Origin of the sequence: Reichenbachiella sp. (genome assembly GCF_033344935.1) — a bacterium.
Classification (GTDB): Bacteria; Bacteroidota; Bacteroidia; order Cytophagales; family Cyclobacteriaceae; genus Reichenbachiella.
Genome location: NZ_JAWPMM010000001.1, coordinates 3,747,501 through 3,766,288, shown reverse-complemented (window position 1 = coordinate 3,766,288; position 18,788 = coordinate 3,747,501). Strand labels below are relative to the sequence as shown.

The 18,788-nt window shown below is 40.3% G+C and carries 8 protein-coding genes (1 of these 8 only partly in view); 7 read left to right on the top strand and 1 reads right to left on the bottom strand.

Annotation, left to right across the window (positions count from 1 at the left end):
• Positions 1–15 precede the first annotated feature (15 nt).
• Positions 16–2,277, bottom strand: a complete 2,262-nt coding sequence (locus R8N23_RS16125) for a glycoside hydrolase family 3 N-terminal domain-containing protein (RefSeq protein WP_318172642.1) — start codon at positions 2,275–2,277, stop codon at positions 16–18.
• A gap of 168 nt (positions 2,278–2,445) precedes the next feature.
• On the opposite strand from R8N23_RS16125, the gene R8N23_RS16120 reads away from it, so the two are divergent.
• The 7 genes from R8N23_RS16120 to R8N23_RS16090 form a co-directional block, all read left to right on the top strand.
• Positions 2,446–6,588 carry a two-component regulator propeller domain-containing protein gene (locus tag R8N23_RS16120; protein WP_318172641.1) on the top strand — a complete coding sequence of 1,381 codons (4,143 nt, stop codon included), beginning with the start codon at positions 2,446–2,448 and terminating at the stop codon, positions 6,586–6,588.
• A 148-nt stretch (positions 6,589–6,736) separates the two neighbouring features.
• A complete protein-coding gene (locus tag R8N23_RS16115) occupies positions 6,737–8,107 on the top strand; it encodes a hypothetical protein (protein ID WP_318172640.1) in 1,371 nt (456 codons plus the stop codon).
• A gap of 34 nt (positions 8,108–8,141) precedes the next feature.
• Positions 8,142–11,249: a TonB-dependent receptor gene (locus tag R8N23_RS16110; protein ID WP_318172639.1), complete on the top strand. Its 3,108-nt coding sequence runs from the start codon at positions 8,142–8,144 to the stop codon at positions 11,247–11,249.
• Between the two features lie 18 nt (positions 11,250–11,267).
• Positions 11,268–12,821, top strand: coding sequence for a RagB/SusD family nutrient uptake outer membrane protein (locus R8N23_RS16105; protein ID WP_318172638.1), 1,554 nt, complete (start codon positions 11,268–11,270; stop codon positions 12,819–12,821).
• A gap of 84 nt (positions 12,822–12,905) precedes the next feature.
• Positions 12,906–16,217, top strand: coding sequence for a VCBS repeat-containing protein (locus R8N23_RS16100; protein ID WP_318172637.1), 3,312 nt, complete (start codon positions 12,906–12,908; stop codon positions 16,215–16,217).
• The gene (locus R8N23_RS16095; protein WP_318172636.1) at positions 16,214–18,433 is read left to right on the top strand and encodes a CRTAC1 family protein; all 2,220 of its coding nucleotides are present in this window, start codon (positions 16,214–16,216) and stop codon (positions 18,431–18,433) included. Before R8N23_RS16100 ends, R8N23_RS16095 begins: the two co-directional genes overlap by 4 nt.
• A protein-coding gene (locus R8N23_RS16090; RefSeq protein ID WP_318172635.1) for a family 16 glycosylhydrolase crosses the window boundary here: on the top strand, positions 18,417–18,788 show its start. It continues 690 nt past the right edge of the window; 372 of the gene's 1,062 nt are visible here — the first part of the coding sequence; the start codon lies at positions 18,417–18,419; its stop codon lies beyond the right edge, outside the window. Before R8N23_RS16095 ends, R8N23_RS16090 begins: the two co-directional genes overlap by 17 nt.

Sequence of the window (18,788 nt, the reverse complement as noted above, 5' to 3'; positions counted from 1 at the left end):
ACGGTATAAAGACCTTTATTTCTTATAAAAGAAATTTTCTTGCTGATCTCCGATCATCAAGGTGAATTCACCTTCTTCAGTCACTCTCTCGCTATTCTGATTGATGAATGATAGATCAGCCACAGCTAGTTGAAAATCTACTTGTGTAGAAGTCCCTGACTTGATCTCTACCTTCTTAAATTTCTTTAATCTTTTCTCTCCTGGAGTTACAGAAGCATATAGATCGGTTACATATAGTTCTACTGCAACCTTGCCATCTTTATCTCCTGTGTTGCTTACAGTCACAGTAGCGTTGATCGTTCCATTGGTATTGATTGTATTTTGATCTAGCTTCAAATCGCTGTAGCTAAATGTGGTATAACTCAAGCCATGACCAAAAGCCCACTGTGGTGAGAACCCACCCAAACCATAAGTATCTGGTTCAGATTCTTTGTAGTTCTCAGAGTGCTTGCGATCGTAAAGCACGATATCACCTGTATTTTTTGGATAGGTAAATGGCAAACGACCATTTGGATTGTAATCACCAAACAAGATCTCCATAGTAGCTATAGCACCTTGGCTGGCAGGTCTATAGAGGTTCAATACACCCTTTACGCCTGGCTCAATGGATGAAATCACGCGAGGGCGACCTTGTGCCAATAGTAATACGACAGGTTTGCCGGTAGTTACGGCTGCTTCTACAAGCTGTAGCTGATTCTCGTCCAGGGTTAAATCATCGATGCCTCCCGGAGACTCCGCATAAGCTTTTTCGCCTATGGCCAATACAATCACATCAGCTTTCGAAGCATTATTTTTCACGAAAGTGGCATTGGTGTTGGTCGCATCGTTGTAATCGGCCACTGCATTGGTGATGACGTTGCTCACTCCAATTTTTTCGATCATCGCATCCTTCAACGTGAGGGTGCCTTCATTGTAAGCTGCTTCTGCATCTCCTTGCCAAGTATATGACCATGAGCCGTGTAGCGCACCTATATTGTTCGCGCCAGGTCCAGTTAGTAGTACTTTAGCGTTTTTGCTCAAAGGCAAAATGTTGTCTTCGTTTTTGAGCAGTGTGATTGATTCCAGGGCAGCATTCAATGCGACTTCTGCATATTCCGCTTTACCAAAGTTGGCAATGGCCGCTTCTTCAGGATAGGAATTGTCGAATAGCCCAAGGTCGAATTTGAGTTTCAAGATTCTGTATACGGCCTCATCCAGTCGCTCTTGGCTTACTTCACCTTCGTTTACTAACTCTATCAGATAGTTGTAAAACGAGTAATCCAATGGCACCATGCTCATGTCTACACCGGCATTCACGGCTAGTTTCACGGCTTCTTTTGGTGTCGCAGCCACTTGATGACGAATATGCAATCGGATAATGTCTTCCCAGTCAGATACAGCCAGTCCTTCGAAACCAAGTTCTCCTCTTAAAATGTCTTGGAGGTAATATTTGCTGGCATGCACTGGTACGCCGTTCACTTCTCCGGAGTTGATCATCACAGTGGAAGTACCATTGGCTACAGCTGCCTCGAATGGAGGTAAGTAATATTCTCTCAACTGAATATCTGGGATGTAAGCTGGTGTTCGGTCTTTACCACTTTGTGGGGTGGAGTAGCCAATAAAGTGCTTCATACAGCTGGCTACCGCCGTAATGTTTTTCAATCCGTCTTCTTCGTAGGCTTTGATGGCTGATCCGCCAAGTGTTGAAGTCAGATATACATCTTCGCCAAAAGTCTCCTCAAATCTTGACCACAAAGGCTGACGACCAATACCCAACGTAGGGTCAAAGTTCCAGCGGATACCTGAAGCTCGAACTTCCATTCCTGTGATTTTGGCAGATTCGGCTACCAAATCAGCATTTCTAGCAGCAGCCATACCGATATTATGAGGGAATAGCGTAGAGCCTTTCGTATAGGAGGTACCATGGATGGCGTCAATCCCATAAAGGATAGGAATCTTCAGTTCTGTTTCTTTTGTTGCGATGTCTTGGATCGCAGTCAGGAGTTCGTGCCATTGTGTAACTGTCAATGGGCTGCCATTTGTATTCAAAATCGATCCTACGTTTTTATCGATAATGGCTTCTCTCAGTAGGTCTATTTTCAACTCACCATCTTCATGAAATTTACCAAGCGTGATCTGAGTCATTTGCCCGACTTTCTGCTCGACAGACATCTTGCTCATGAGCTCCAGGACTTGAGAGTCTTTTTGGCTGCTTGTTTCTTTAGTTGGCTTGCAAGCGTAAATAATGCCAAGTGCTAGAATAGCAGCGATATATTTTTTATATTGAATAAGCTTCATTGATTCGAAATATGTAATTAAAAAGTGATGAAATGAGTCACTATACAAAACTCATTTATTTATCCCCTAGATCGCTAGGCATATCTATCAATGAGCATGGGTAATTGTATCAGGGGTAGGCTGGTGTAAAATTTTATTGAAATATTTACACTTATTAATGTGAGCGGTATGAGAATATATAAGTTACTAGTCTGGGTGCTTGTTTGGCACAGCTTTGCTTGTTTGGCACAAAATAGAGGAAGCAAATTCATTTCTATAAAACAGGAGTTGTCACAAAACACAGTGGCTTCTATCGTTCAGGATCATAATGGTTTTTTGTGGATAGGTACACGAAATGGGTTGAACCGTTACGACGGAGTCAATATGATCACCTACGAATACGATGAGTTCGACAGTACAAGTCTTAGCAATGACTATATCCGCTTGGTATATGAAGATTCTGATAATCAACTTTGGGTGGGTACCATGGGGGGGGGTATCTGTCTTTATGATGAAGATCTCGATTCTTTCCGAAAGTTTAAAGTCAAAGGCATGCCGGAATATTTGAGGAAGGCTAGTGTCAAAACATTTTTAGAGGATGAATTTAAAAATTTGTGGTTTGGCACAGAAAAGTATGGCCTACACTATTATAATAGGACCACAGGTGAGATAAAATCCTATCAAAAAAATCTGGATGACCCTTTCAGTATTTCAGCCAATCATATTACAGGTATTGTTAAGGATAATGTTGGAAACTTATGGATATCCACCTGGGGAGGAGGAATAAACCTGTTTGACCCAAATAGCCAACGGTTTATTGTATACAAGCATGACAAGGACAAACCGGAGTCGATAGCTTCCAACATTATTAGAAAGTTATATAAGACCAAGAATGGTGATATATGGCTAGGTACTCATGGTGGCTTGGACAAATTGGTTTACCATGAAACCGGAAGATTCATGTTTCACCACCAACAACTGGATAATGAATTAGGAAAGACAGGTACAAGAGTTATACTTTCCATCTTAGAAGACGACAATAATCAGCTTTGGATAGGCACAGAAAATGGGGGGTTGAATGTGGTTAGCCTTGAGACCGGAAATTCCATATTGTACACGTTTGATCCTCGACGAGAGTACTCCTTGCAAAACAACTCGATTTGGAGTCTTTACCAGGATAATACTGGTATAATATGGGTAGGAACGTTTAACAAAGGGATTTTTAAAATAGATAGGAATGCAAGCAAGTTTGAACACTTTCAACATAATCCACATTTTTCTAATTCTTTGAGCAACAATGCAGTGAGCTGTTTTGTGGAAGACAAATTATACAATGTGTGGGTTGGCACCGATGGAGGAGGACTCAATTATTGGAATGTAAAAAAGAACACTTTTAAGTCCTATACCACCAAAAATAAAGCGAATCCCATTTCTAAGGACGCTATCCTTTCTTTACTACTTGATAGCAACGAGAATCTATGGATCGGAACTTGGGATGGAGGAATCAACCTAAAAAGAAAAGGATCGGACAAGTTTGAGAAATTTGATTTGGCGCACCCACTAAATGAGAGTCGAGGGTTCGAAAATGTATTTGCCATACATGAAGACAAGAAGGGAAGGATTTGGTTCAGTGCTTTTAGGGATGGGCTGTTTGCCTACGACCCGGTAGATCGGTCTTTCATTGGTTTTAACCATGACCCTGATAACCCACATAGTATTAGCTCTAACTATGTACGAGCTCTTTTGGAAGATAGAAATGGTACACTTTGGATTGGTACTGAAGGAGGGGGATTGAATCAAATGTTTGAGACGAATGGGCAATACAGTTTCAAACGATATATGGTTGATGAAAAGAATGAAAAGGGAATTTCTAGTAATACAGTGATTTCCTTGATGCAGGATGATGACGGTATAATATGGGTAGGTACTTTCTCGGGGCTGGATCAATTAAACCCCAAATCAGAAGAGTTTACAAAAATTGGAAAGAAGCAAGGGTTGCCAAACGAGGTGATCTATGGGATAGAGCAGGACGAAGAAAAGAACATTTGGGTGAGTTCAAATAGAGGACTTTCGAAATACAATACGGAATCCGGCGAAGTTCAGAACTATACCAAAGCGGATGGATTGCAAGGCATGGAGTTTTTTAAAAATTCAAGTTATACACTAAGCTCTGGTGAAATGTTATTCGGAGGTGTAGACGGCTTCAATCGATTCAAACCAGACCAAATCAAAAAGAATACCTATGAGCCTCCGGTATTTTTTAGTGATTTTAAACTATACAATCAATCTGTGAAAGTGGGTGATAACTCTCCTCTTCAAAAGAATATCAGGAAGACTAAAAAGATCAGTCTGAATTATGACCAAAACGATTTCAGTTTTGAATTTGCCGCACTTAGTTTTTCTCAGACATCCAAAAATGAATATGCCTACCAATTGGTCAATTATGATGAGGGATGGCAAAATGTGGGAAATAGGAGAGAAGCCTATTATACTAATGTGCCTCCCGGGTATTATGTCTTTAAAGTTAAAGGCACCAACAACGACGGTATATGGAGCAGTCATGAAGCCGCTGTTGAAATTGTTATTTCTCCAGCTTGGTACAATACTTACTGGGCGTACTCCTTATATATAGTCATTGTTACCGCGTTATTGGTATGGGGGATTCAGACTATTGTCAATCGTGAAAGATTGCAAACTCAGTTGCATGTGGAGCACATGGAGCTTTCTAAAATGCAGGAGCTAGACGAAATGAAGTCGAGTTTCTTTGCCAATATCTCTCACGAATTTCGTTCACCACTCACGCTTATTTTGGGGCCACTGAAAGCCATGTATGAAAATGCAGAGTTCAGTAGTATCAAAGAGCAGGTAAGTATGATGATTAGAAATGCTGAGAGTTTACTCAATTTGATTAATCAATTACTCGAATTATCGAAACTCGAATCCGGCAAAATGCGACTGGAAGCAGTAGAGCAAGACGTGACCAAATTTCTAAAGCCTGTGATCCATTCTTTTTCATCCTTTGCGGCAAGAAAGAATATCAGCTATAAAGTGACTGTACCTAAGAAGGAAATCGCATTATTTTTCGATCGAGAGAAATTAGAAAAAATTGTAGTCAACTTATTGTCAAATGCATTTAAATATACTGCTGAATTTGGACATGTAGAGTTTGAGTTGGTGGAGTCTAAAGACAAAGTGACCCTAATAGTAAAAGACGATGGGATTGGAATTCCTGAAGATGAGATGGAATATATTTTCAATCGATACTATAGAGTAAGAGACGCTAAGAACAAAAAAAGCAAAGGAACTGGTATTGGCCTTTCTTTGACTAAGGAACTGGTAGAGCTACACAGAGGAGAAATTGAACTGGAAAGTAAAGAGAACGAAGGTTCGGTATTTATCGTCCATCTCAAAAAAGGAACAGATCATTTGAATCCAGAGGACTTTTCTAATGTGGATAGTGAATTCAAATACGAAAATCAGGAGCTTTTCAAGTCGGATCAACAGGCCAATGCACAGCCATTGACTGAAAGCCTGGAAAGTTTAGAGGATCAAGAAAAGCAGCCATTGATATTAGTTATCGAAGATAACAATGATATCCGAGGGTATATCAAGCAAATATTGGAGCCCGATTACCGGGTCATTGAAGCTGACAATGGTATGGATGGTTCTGAGTTGGCATTAGAGCGTATTCCTGATTTGATCATTTCAGATATTATGATGCCTGGTTTGGACGGTTTCGAGGTTTGTAAAAAAGTAAAAAACGACACCAAGACCAGTCATATTCCTGTGATTTTACTTACTGCCAAAGCCTCTAATGATAGCGCACTGGAAGGATTTGAAAAAGGCGCAGATTATTATATCACCAAACCATTCAATCCTAAGCTATTGGCTCTCCGTGTGAGAAATGTGCTTAATATTCATGACCATATCAAAAACAATATTGTCAATAGGAAAACACTCAACATAGAGCCGACCAATGTTAAGATTGCTTCCCGCGATGAAGACTTTATTAAAAAGGCTGTAAAGATCGTAGAGGACAATATATCCAACTCAGAATTTTATGTAGACGACCTCGGTCGGGAACTAGGACTAAGCCGAATGCAGTTATATAGAAAGCTGAAAGGTTTGATTGGTCAGTCTGCCAATGAGTTTGTTAGGTCTATAAGATTAAAAAGAGCAGCACAGCTTATTCGTCAGAATCAACTGACTATATCGGAGATCACCTATCAGGTAGGGTTTAATGACCTACAGTATTTCAGGGATTGCTTCAAAAAACAGTTCGGGGTAAATCCTTCGGAATACGCAAGCGACACCGAAGAAAAAACATCATAAAATGGCTGTTTAGAGTGTTTAAACGCTATTTGAAATAATTACCATCCGCCTTTGTGACAAATGCCCAACGCAAGAAGGGTATAGATTGAGGAAGTTTGAGACTCAATTTTTATTAAAACTATTCACTAAAATCAAAAAATTGAAAGGCATGATAAAACTTAGACAAATGAGGGGCAGGCTAAGCGGTCTGTCCAAAGTGATTTTATCATCAGCGCTGCTACTGTTCATTACAGTAGCATGCGAAGATGATGAATCAGGACAAAACAATGTAGGCGATGTGCTCTACATAGATGGACCTTCAGGTGTTACACCGATGTCCACTCAAACTTTTACGGCTAGTGAGGCTGGTGGAAGTGTTTCATGGTCTGTGACTGGTAATGCTACTTTAGGTGCTACAGATGGTCTTACAGCTGAGGTTACTTTTGGTGCTGTAGGTACAGCAACAGTTAATGCTTCTGGAAATGGATTAGAAGGAGCTAGAGCCATTACTATTAATGGAGTAGAGGCTGCACTTCTAGAAGAAGGTGGAGTGGCCTTTAGTAATGCAAGTGTAAATAATGGAGGAAGCGAAACGGTTACTCTGACATTTGCTGGACCTTTAGCTTCCGCACCTACTTTGGCATTCGAAGGTGATTTCACGGCTGGTACTATTACTTCTAATTTTGCTGAAGTCTCAGGAAGTGGAATGACACAGTTCATAGCTACTATCACTGGAGGAACCGGTAATGGCCAGTTACAAGGACGCATGTTGAATGTGACTGCAGCTGCCGACTATGGCGGAGGTGTTACTGATACGCTAAGAGTAGATCTTCACGCCGTAGACAACGTAAAGCCTCTAGCCAAATTTGAAAATGCTGATGGAGTTACCGTTGTTAATAAAGGTGGTTCAGTGAAATTCATGGTTTCTGCAAGTGAAGCGATAAGAGCAGTGAAAGATTCAATGAAGTTAGCACTTGATTACGATGCTGGTTCTGCTGGAGCGGATACATTATTGCTGCTTTCACAATCTGAAGATGATGCTTCAGTATGGTATACTACCTGGACAAATACAGCAGATGGCGACGGTTCTTTTACAGCGACTTTAGATCAGTCTACTGTAATTGATATAGCAAGTAATGATGCCCTTTGGGATCCTGCAACAAGCATGTTTAATGTAGCAGTGGATAACACTGCACCTACAGCATTTACTTTGACGGCTACAGAAAATGATCCTGTAGATGAGCCTAGAGTGGTTGATGTTGTGACTGTTGCAGAAGAAGTTGGTTCTACCGTTCACTGGATTTGGTTACCATACAATTCTCAGTTTACACCAGAATCACCCGCTGATTTTGATGGTGAGGGTGCTGGCACAACGAAATTTGTTGCAAGCGCAGGGAATTATAAACTATTCTATCTAGAGGTAGATGCTGCAGGCAACTATGATGTCAACGAAGACGGAACAGCTGCCATCAAGCGATTCCCTGTGTTAACAGGAGAGCAGGAAGAAGGAGACAAGGATGCTTCAATTGAGATCAAGTAATTGGTAGCTATTTCAAATCAAAAAATTAAAAGACATGCATAAAATAAAAATATATAGTGTTGGGCTAAGAGGCCTGATGCCCATGTTGCTGATGCTGCTGACACTTGCTTCTTTTAGTGTTCAGGCACAGAACAAGGTGGTTTCTGGAAAAATTTCTTCCGCCACCACAGGAGAAACACTTCCTGGTGTAAGTGTATTAATCAAAGGTACCGCTACTGGTACAGTAACAAACCTCGACGGTGATTATAAAATCTCTGTGACTTCAGATGAAGATGTTTTAGTTTATTCTTTCATCGGTATGAAGCCACAAGAAGTAACCGTGGGAGGTAGATCGACTATCGATGTGAGTATGGTGGATGACGTTACTTCGTTGGAAGAAATTGTAGTTGTTGGATACGGTTCTCAAAAGAAGAGCGTCTTGACAGCTGCCATTTCAAGTGTGAAAGCTGAAGACTTAGCTAACTTCTCTGCAGGATCTGTAGATCAGGCCTTGCAAGGAAGAATGGCAGGTGTGGAAGTAGTTCCTACCTCAGGTTCTCCAGGAGCTGGATACAATATTAAGATTAGAGGTGCTGGATCTAATGGATCTACTTCTCCACTTTATATTGTTGACGGTATGAGAGTTCCAGATATCAATTGGTTGGACCCATTTGAAATCGAAGGTATCGAAGTATTGAAAGATGCGGCCTCTGCGGCAATCTATGGTGCCGAAGGCGCTAACGGTGTAGTGTATGTAACTACAAAGAAAGGTGAAGAAGGACCAGGGAAAATTTCTTATGATTTCCAATTTGGAATTCAAAACGAAAACACTCCACTTGAGGTAATGAATCTTGCGCAATATGATGAGTATAATGCAGAAGCGGGAATCAATAGAAGAGCAGACGAGCAGGTGCCTTCAGTCGGAACCAACTGGAAAGATGAAATCTTCGATACGGCTCCACAGCAAAGGCATGCTTTGACATTCTCAGGAGGTAATGAAGATACTAAGTATATGATCGGTGGATACTTCTTGGATCAAGAAGGTATCGTTGGAGGGGAAGATGCCTCTATCAATAGATATGGATTGAGATTTAATATCAGTCATCAAGTAAATGACTGGGCGAAAATCTCAAGTAATTATTCTTTTGCTAAGTTCGAAAGACAGTCTATTCAAGAGAATACGGAGTTCGGAGGTATTGTACAAAGTGGTATTGTGATGGACCCTGCAGTTCCTGTGACTTATGATAATGGAATTCCACCTTGGGTAATCAATCATTATGGAGAACAAAATTATAAGACTGACGAAAACGGTAACTACTGGGGTATTTCTACATTAGTTGATGGGGAAAACTCTAACCCTATAGGTAAAATGGCACAGATCCATGGTGGATTTAACGCTACTGTATTTCAAGGTGCTACTGCCGTGACAATCACACCGATTGAAGGCTTGGAAATTACCTCAAGATTAGGGTTGATTTCTGGTAATTACTACAATCACTATTGGCAAGAATCATGGTTCTTTAATGATAGAGATACGGAGAGTGCAAGAGTATCTGATACTTATAGTGATTACTTCAACTACCAATGGGAGAATTTCGCTTCTTACACTAAGAAGTTTGGAGATCATAATGTGAATATATTGGGAGGTACTTCTTTCTTTTCTACAGAGAATGGATACATGACTGGAAACGGAACTACCTTGTTGAATGCGATTCCTCAGTTGGCATATTTAGATGCAGTACCAAACCGTATTCAAAACACTAATGCACAAGGTAACAGAAATACAAATACATTAAACTCTTACTTTGGTAGAGTGACTTATAACTATAAGGAGAAATATCTATTATCTGCAACCATGAGAGCGGATGGTTCTTCAGTATTATCTAAAGATAACCGTTGGGGATACTTCCCATCAGTTTCTGCAGGTTGGGTATTGTCTAGTGAAGACTTCTTCTCTGCTGGGCCAATGAACTTCTTGAAATTGAGAGCTTCTTGGGGACAGAATGGTAGTTTGTCTTCTGTAACAAATGCAGGAGCAGGTGCTTCCTTGGCAACAGTTAGTGCAGGATTTATCTATGCTGATGCTACTGGAAACTTCTTAACTGGAGCAGAACCTACACAATTGGCTAACCCTAATTTGACTTGGGAAACTTCAGAACAAACAGATATCGGATTAGACTTAGGTTTCTTCGAAGATCGATTGACAGTGTCTGCTGATTACTTCTGGAAAACAACCAAGGACCTTTTGGTAATTGGTAGTCCTCCTGCATTTGTAGGAAACCCAGCTGGTTTTGTAAATTCAGGTGAGGTAAGTAACAAAGGTCTTGAAATAGAATTGGGCTACAAGGAGCAGAAGGGTGATTTCAAGTATGACATCACTATGAACTTCACTTCAATCAAAAACGAAGCAACGTTTGTTGATCCTAACAAGGAGTTCGAGGCTGGAGCTGACGTAGGTATCGATTGGAACTCTGCTACGGCTATGCAAGAAGGATTTCCCATCTGGTACTTCAGAGGATATCAGACAAATGGTATTTTCCAGAATCAAGCAGAGATTGATGCCTATACAGCTGAAGTAACGAGTGGATATACTCCAGCTCCAGGTGATCCGGTAATTGTGGATACAGATGGCGATGGGTCTATTACTCCAAGCGATTTTGTTCAAATTGGTTCTCCACATCCTGATTTTTCTATCGGTACTACGATCAAATTGGACTACAAAGGCTTTGATTTCAAAATCTTTGCTCAGGGATCATTTGGTAACGAAGTGATTATGGGATTCAACAGAACAGATAGAATTCAAAATAACAAGCCAGATTTCTTCTACACAGACAGATGGACAGGTGAAGGTTCTACCAACAGCTGGTTTAGAGCTGGAGTAGCTGGACAAGCATATACAAGTGATATGATGGTATTTGATGGTTCTTTCTTCAAAATCAGACAGGTTCAGTTGGGGTACAACTTGCCAAGCTCAATTTTGGATAAAGCAGGAATTAGCAAATTAAGACTATACGTTTCATTGGACAACTTCTTCACATTCACAGATTACAAAGGATTTGATCCTGAAATCGGTGGAAGTAACAATGCAAACAGTTTGGGTATTGACAGAGGATCTTATCCTGTGCCAAAGACATTCGTAACTGGTTTAACGCTACAGTTTTAATATAAAAATATTTAAGACATGAAAAATAAAATAGCAATATTAGGAGTTGGGGCTGCACTTGTAGCTGGTATACTCGCCGCATGTTCTGATCAATTGGAACAAGATGTAAACGGAGTGTCGTCTATTGAGACATTTTACGCTACAGATGATGACGCACAGTTGGCTATCGTAGCAACCTATGATATGCTTACTGCAGACAACTTGTTTGACTGGGCGAGCCCTACTTTAATCAAAACTTTGCCTTCTGATGAAGGTACAGCAGGTGGCGGAGGTAGTACGGATCAGCCGCGTTACCAGCAGTTGGATAACTACACTTGGGATAGCGGTAATCCTGCGGTTCAAGCAACTTGGCAGGTAAACTACTATGGTGTATTTAGAGCCAATATGATTATCGAAAATCTTGAGCCAGAAAATGCATTGAGAGAGAGAATCATTGGTGAAGCTAAAGCACTTAGAGCTTATTATTATCTAGAATTGGTAACTCAGTTTGGAGATATTCCTTTGGTATTAAAAGGATTAGAACCATCAGAGTTTAATCAAGCAAGAGTGCCAAAGGCAGAGATTTATGCTCAAATTGAGGCTGATTTGAATGATGCTGTTGCTGCTTTACCTCACAAAAGTGAATATTCTGATGCAGACAAGTTTAGAATGTCCAAGGGTACGGCGAATGCATTGTTAGGTAAAGTTTTACTTTATCAAGGAAGATATGCTGAAGCAGTTGCTGCATTTGATTTGGTAACTGGGTATTCTTTGATTGATAACTATGCGGATATCTTTACAGAGGCACAGGAGTTTGGAGATGAGTCTTTACTTGAAGCTTCGTTTTCTTCGCAAGTTCCTTACGATTGGAACTATCCATGGGGAACTAGGTTTGAAAACAACTTGCACGTTCAGTTGATGGGAGCAAGAGCGGGTTCTACACCTGAGCTTGGTTTGATTGCTGGATGGGGATTCAACTATCCTTCTGAAAAATTATGGGATGCTTTCAATGATATGGGAGATACAGAGAGAAGAGATGCTACTATGTTCTCCGAGCAGCAGTACCTTAGCTATAAGAGTACTGACCCAAATTTTGATGGAAGTACCTGGTGGGATTACAATAAATTTTTCAGATTAAAGTATGGATCTTACGATGCTGAAACCAATCAGGATCCGGGAGTAGCCAAAGAATTGAACTATGGTACCAACTGGAGATTGATTAGATATGCTGATGTTCTTTTATTGAGTGCAGAAGCTAAACTTCAGAGTGGAGACAATGCTGGAGCTTTGGCCGACATCAATAAGGTGAGAGCTAGAGCAGGCGTAGCTGCTTTGGGTTCTGTGACTTTGCAAGACATCATTGACGAAAGATTTGTGGAGTTGGCTTTCGAAGGACATAGATACTTCGATTTGATCAGATGGGGTGAAGCAATTGCCAATGCAGAATTAGGTGTTCAGGTACCACCAACTTTTGAAGGTGGTGATCCAGCTCACTTTGGCGATAACTTTGACTTTGCTAAGCATCAGTTATTTCCTATTCCTAATTCGGATATAGCTGCGGCTACTAACATGACACAAAACCCTGGTTATTAATAAGCAGGTTTCTATAGAATGACTTAATTTCAAAGGCCACCTTTAGCTTAAAAGGTGGCCTTTATTTTTGTAAATTGAACGGTAATGAAAAAAAATAATCTAGTGCCTCTTTTTTTGGCTTCGCTCTTCATGGTTTTTGGTTGTAAGCAAGAACTAGAACAAGAGACTGAAAAAGTGTTTGAACCTGTATTGTCATCGAATTCGGGTGTAACATTTTCTAATGAGCTAATTCCTAATGATACACTCAATTATTTCAACTTCGGATATTATTATATGGGAGCTGGAGTAGCCATTGGAGATGTAAACAACGATGGTTTGAGCGATATCTACTTCACAGGAAATGCGGTGAGTAATAAACTATACCTCAATCAAGGCGATCTAAAGTTTGTTGATGTGACTGACGCGGCAGGAGTGGCAGGAGATAGCCGCTGGATGAATGGAGTGTCCATGATAGATATCAACGCAGATGGGTTATTAGATATTTACATTTCTGTGGCAGGTATTTGGGGTAATACAGAAAACATTCTTTATGTAAATCAAGGTGTAAACGAAAAAGGAGTACCACAATTTGCTGAAGAAGGTAAGAGTCGTGGGCTCAATGATAACGGACTAAGCATCCAAACCTGCTTTTTGGATTATGACCAAGACGGCGATATAGATGTGTTTGTTGCCAACTATGAAAATTCTTCTTTTGACACACTCATTCCCGAATATAAAAGAAAAATGGAGCAGCCTAACCAAAAATCTTCTGATCACTTATATCAAAATGATGGAAACGGCTACTTCAAAGATGTAACCAAAGATGCAGGAGTTTTGAATTTTGGCCTCGCGGCTGGCGTAATTGCATCTGATTTCAATAATGACAATCTAACGGATATTTATGTGTCCAATGATTTTAATATCCCGGACTACTTCTATTTCAACAATGGCGATGGCACGTTTAGCGAGCACATCAAAAAAACTACCCAACACACGGTATTCTATGGAATGGGCGTAGATGCAGCAGATATCAACAATGACGGTCTAATGGATTTTGTGCAGATGGATATGGTGCCATCAGACAACTTCAGGTCAAAAGCCAATATGGCAAGCATGGATATTGATGGCTTTTGGCAAAACGTAAATGCAGGGTTTCATTACCAGTACATGTACAATGTTCTGCAGTTGAATCAAGGAATCAGAGAAAACAACCTTCCTTTTTATTCGGACGTGGCTAAAATGTCAGGTATTGACAAAACAGACTGGAGTTGGGCGCCATTGTTTGGTGATTATAATAATGATGGGCTTTTGGATTTGTATGTCACCAACGGTACCAGAAAAGACATTAACAACAAAGATTTCTTCAAATGGATGGGTCGATTAGATATTAGGATGAAAATCAAAACTGGAGAACTAACTTTTCCAGAATTGACTGAAATGCTGCCCTCTCAGAAAATTGACAACTATATGTTTGAAAATTTGGATGGACAAAACTTTGAAAAAGCGAATGACAAATGGGGCATCAGTTTCGAAGGTTTTTCAAATGGTGCGGCATATGCAGATTTAGACAACGATGGTGATCTCGAGCTAGTGGTCAACAATATCGATTCCGCAGCTTCTATTTTCAAAAATTTCAGTGTAGAGAATGGAATTGGTAATTTTTTGAAGGTTCAATTGATTGGATCAGAAAAGAACCCACTTGGATTAGGCGCAAAAGTCTATGTGACCTGTGGATCCAAAACCTATATGCGGGAGCAATTTCTGGTCAGAGGGTATGAATCTTCAATTGATCCTGTGATTCATTTTGGATTGAATACAATAGATAATATTGACAAGGTAACAGTAGTTTGGCCAGATGGTAAAAAAAACCATTTATCTGACGTGAATCCAAATCAGACATTGACAATGAAAGCTTCTGATGCAGTTTCATCTGAATCTACTTCTAAGAGTAAAAAGCAGGTATTTGAATTGGCTTCACTTGAAGGTTTAACGGAATATGTCAATCAAGAGAACGATTTCGATGATTTTGATTACCAGATCTTACTTCCTCACCGAATGTCAAGATTAGGTCCAGCGGTGGCTAATGGAGATATCAATCAAGATGGACTGGAGGACTTGTTTATTGGAGGAGCCATGGGTATTCCTAGTCAAATGTTTGTACAACAGGTAGACGGATCATTTACGCCTTCTATATTCATGTCAGAAGATAGCATTCATGAAGATGTAGCAGCTGTATTCTTTGATGCGGATAATGACCAGGACTTGGATCTGTTTGTGGTTAGTGGTGGTAACGATGCTGAAGAAAACTCACAAGTATATAAGGACAGACTCTATATCAATAATGAGGGGTTATTCACTAAGAGTGAGACGTTGCCAGACTATCTAGTGAGCGGAGGAGTGGTACTTCCTTTTGATTTTGATTCTGACGGAGATATGGATTTGTTCATAGGTGGTCGCCAATTGCCAAGAAAATATCCTTTACCAGTACCGAGCTACTTGTTAGAAAACAAGGTTGAAAGTGGTGAGTTAAAGTTTGAACTTGTTGATCAGCCGGCATTTAATGAATTGGGAATGGTGACAGACGCAACTTGGTTGAAAGAAGGAAAGTTAGTAGTAGTCGGTGAATGGATGCCAATTTCTATTTTCACTTTAGACAATGGAGCATTTGTTAACCAAACTGAAGACTATGGGTTGTCTGAAACTGTAGGTTGGTGGAACACGGTAGAGAAAGCTGACTTTGATCAAGATGGTGACGAAGACTTGGTAGTAGGAAATCTAGGAACAAACTACAAGTATCAAGCAACACCAGAAGAGACCTTCGATATCTATGTGGATGATTATGACGCCAATGGAAATATTGATATAGTTCTGGGCTACTATCAGGACGAAAGGCAATTTCCGGTTCGAGGTATGCAATGCAGTTCTCAACAGATACCAGATATTAGCAGAAAATACAAGAATAAATACAATGCATTCGCTCAAGCTACTTTATCAGATATTTATGGAGATCAGCATTTAGAAAATAGCCTGCACTACAAAGTACAGGATTTCTCAAGTGTATATATGGAGAACCTAGGAAATGGGGATTTCGGTATGAATTCATTGCCTTTCGAAGCGCAGACTTCTTCTTTTAATTCGATGGAGATTGCTGATTTCAATGGCGATGGTCATTTGGATATATTGGCTGGTGGCAATCAGTTCCATTCTGAAATTGAAACCCCTCGAAACGATGCTTGCTATGGTTGGTTATTTGAAGGCAATGGCAAAGGAGGATTCAGTTACGTAAGTTATAGTCAGTCAGGTCTATATGTTCCTTACGATATTAGGCATATAGTGAGGCTTGCAAGCAAGGACTTGTATACCACAGCTTTTGTTTCTAACAGTGCGCCCTTAGTAGTTTATCAAGAAAGTAAATGAGAAGATTGCCATACATAGTTTGTACGCTATGGTTTTTGATTTCGTGTAACAAAGAGGTTGACAGACGGACGCCATCGACCATCGATATGGCGATGGAACTCGACACTCTGGCTCAAAATGCGAGACAAAGCAATAACTATCCTTATTTTACTGACAATCTGCTCCATAAATTGGAGATCAATGTAAAAGGATTGCCCTACAGTATGCGATCCGGCCAGTGGTTGGATTACATTTTGGTGCTGCTGCTAAAAGGTGACAACGATAAATGTATTAAGGTAATTGATAGTTATTTGGCGGGTAACAGCTTCAATGAAGTCAATGTCCAAAGCGTAGATTTCTTTAAAGTAAAAGCCTTGGCATATTTACGTAAAGGAGAAATTGAAAATTGCATTCAAAATCATTCTGGACAATCTTGTATCATGCCAATCAAAGGAGCTGGCGTACACCGACAGACCATTCCTGTTGAAAATGCCATAGATGTTTATGAAAGCCTGCTTGCGTATGATTCAGCTGATATGCAGTCCAGATGGTTTTTGAATTTGAGTTACCAAGCGGTTGGAAAGTATCCATCTGATGTTCCTGAGCAATATCTTATTCCTCAAGAAGCCTTCGAATCGGACATGGAATTTCCGGTATTCCCTAATATAAGTATGGAGACTGGAGTGGATTTAAACAATCATGCAGGTGGAGCAAGTATAGAAGACTTCAATAATGATGGTCTGCTAGATATTTTCACTACCTCTTACAGTTTGGGCGAACAGTCTACTCTCTATATTAATAATGGACAAGGAAGCTTCATTGATAGTACCGAACATTATGGTTTGACTGGATTAGTCGGTGGCCTCAATAATATCCATGCCGATTTTAATAATGATGGGTGGACGGATATCTATGTGATGCGAGGAGCCTGGCTTACGACTAATGGTATGATTCCTAATTCGCTATTGATAAATAAAGGAGGCTACTTCTCTGACGAAACCAAATCTGCTGGATTGTTTCAAAAGCAACCCACTGGAGCTGTAGCTGCAGCAGACTTTAATTTAGATGGATATTTGGACCTGTTCGTTGGCAATGAGTCTTCTAGCAGAAGGGCCATTTTTCCTTGTCAGCTCTTTATGAATAATGGCGATGGCACATTTACTGATGTGGCGCAAAAGCTAGGGTTAGAAATCAATCAATTTGTAAAAGGGGCCACCTGGGGAGATGTCAATAATGATGGTTGGCCAGATTTGTATTTGTCTATCTATGGTAGACACAATTTGCTCTATATCAATAGGGGAGGAACTAGTCCGAATGATTGGGTTTTTGAACAGTTAGCGGGTTCCGCAGGTGTTAGCGAACCTATTATGAGTTTCCCGACGTGGTTTTGGGATTATGATCAGGATGGCTGGCAAGATATAATGGTTATTGGATATGATAATCGTGAGTCTCATCTGATAGCAAGCGAAGTAGCCAAGGACTATTTAGGAGAGCCATTCAAAGGAGAAACCCCACGTCTGTATAGAAATAATGGAGACGAGACATTTACTGATGTCACCAAAGAGGTAGGATTGGATAAGTTGCTTTATGCTATGGGAGGCAATTTTGGAGATCTAAATAATGACGGTTTTCCAGACTTCTACTTGGGGACGGGTGAGTTTAACATTTGGGCCTCTATTCCCAATCGAGCATTTCTCAATATAAAAGGAAAAGAGTTTGCAGATGTAACTTCAGTTGGTGAGTTCGGACAAATTCAAAAAGGACATGGGGTAGCCTTTGGAGACTTAGACAATGACGGCGATCAGGACATTTATCATCAAGTAGGTGGGGCAGCCGAAAGTGATGTATTCCAAAATATGCTATTTCAAAACCCGGGCTTTCAAAACAATTGGTTGACTTTAGATCTGAAAGGAGTCAGTGCCAATGCGTCGGCGATAGGGGCTAAGGTTGATGTATTCGCTGCCTTGCCTTCAGGGGAACAAAGGAAGGTCTATCACCATGTTGGAACAGGTGGGTCATTTGGTGCCAATACCTTAAGGGCTGAAATTGGATTGGGTGATGCTGTGAGCATTGACAGTGTAACTATATACTGGCCTGATCAGAAACGATCCATGCAAAATTTTGAAAATGTAAAAATGAATCATTTCTATCAAGTCAAGCAAGGAGATGAGCTTCAATCATTGCCCTTCAATCCTTTGAATCTAAAAACTGAGTCTAGCCATGAACACCATCATTAGAATAATTACACTGGTCTGTATTTCAAATGTCTTAGTGGCGCAAAGTGGGTATGAGCTGGTATGGGCAGATGAATTTGATTATACAGGATTGCCAGATGATAAAAAATGGGGTTATGATGTTGGTGATGGTTGTCCTAATGTATGTGGTTGGGGAAATAATGAATTGGAATACTATACGGAAAAGAGGCTTGAAAATGCTCGAGTAGAAGATGGATATTTGATTATTACGGCGATCAAAGAGAAGATGGGAGCCAAAGAGTACAGCTCGGCTAGATTGGTAACAAGAGGGAAGGGAGATTGGACTTATGGACGAATAGAAGTTAAGGCCAAATTGCCAACAGGCATAGGCACGTGG

What these genes read in the sequence shown, in the direction of transcription:
- R8N23_RS16125 (WP_318172642.1), bottom strand. Translation starts at nt 2,277, where the DNA reads ATGAAGCTTATTCAATATAAAAAATATATCGCTGCTATTCTAGCACTT.
- R8N23_RS16120 (WP_318172641.1), top strand. Translation starts at nt 2,446, where the DNA reads ATGAGAATATATAAGTTACTAGTCTGGGTGCTTGTTTGGCACAGCTTT.
- R8N23_RS16115 (WP_318172640.1), top strand. Translation starts at nt 6,737, where the DNA reads ATGATAAAACTTAGACAAATGAGGGGCAGGCTAAGCGGTCTGTCCAAA.
- R8N23_RS16110 (WP_318172639.1), top strand. Translation starts at nt 8,142, where the DNA reads ATGCATAAAATAAAAATATATAGTGTTGGGCTAAGAGGCCTGATGCCC.
- R8N23_RS16105 (WP_318172638.1), top strand. Translation starts at nt 11,268, where the DNA reads ATGAAAAATAAAATAGCAATATTAGGAGTTGGGGCTGCACTTGTAGCT.
- R8N23_RS16100 (WP_318172637.1), top strand. Translation starts at nt 12,906, where the DNA reads ATGAAAAAAAATAATCTAGTGCCTCTTTTTTTGGCTTCGCTCTTCATG.
- R8N23_RS16095 (WP_318172636.1), top strand. Translation starts at nt 16,214, where the DNA reads ATGAGAAGATTGCCATACATAGTTTGTACGCTATGGTTTTTGATTTCG.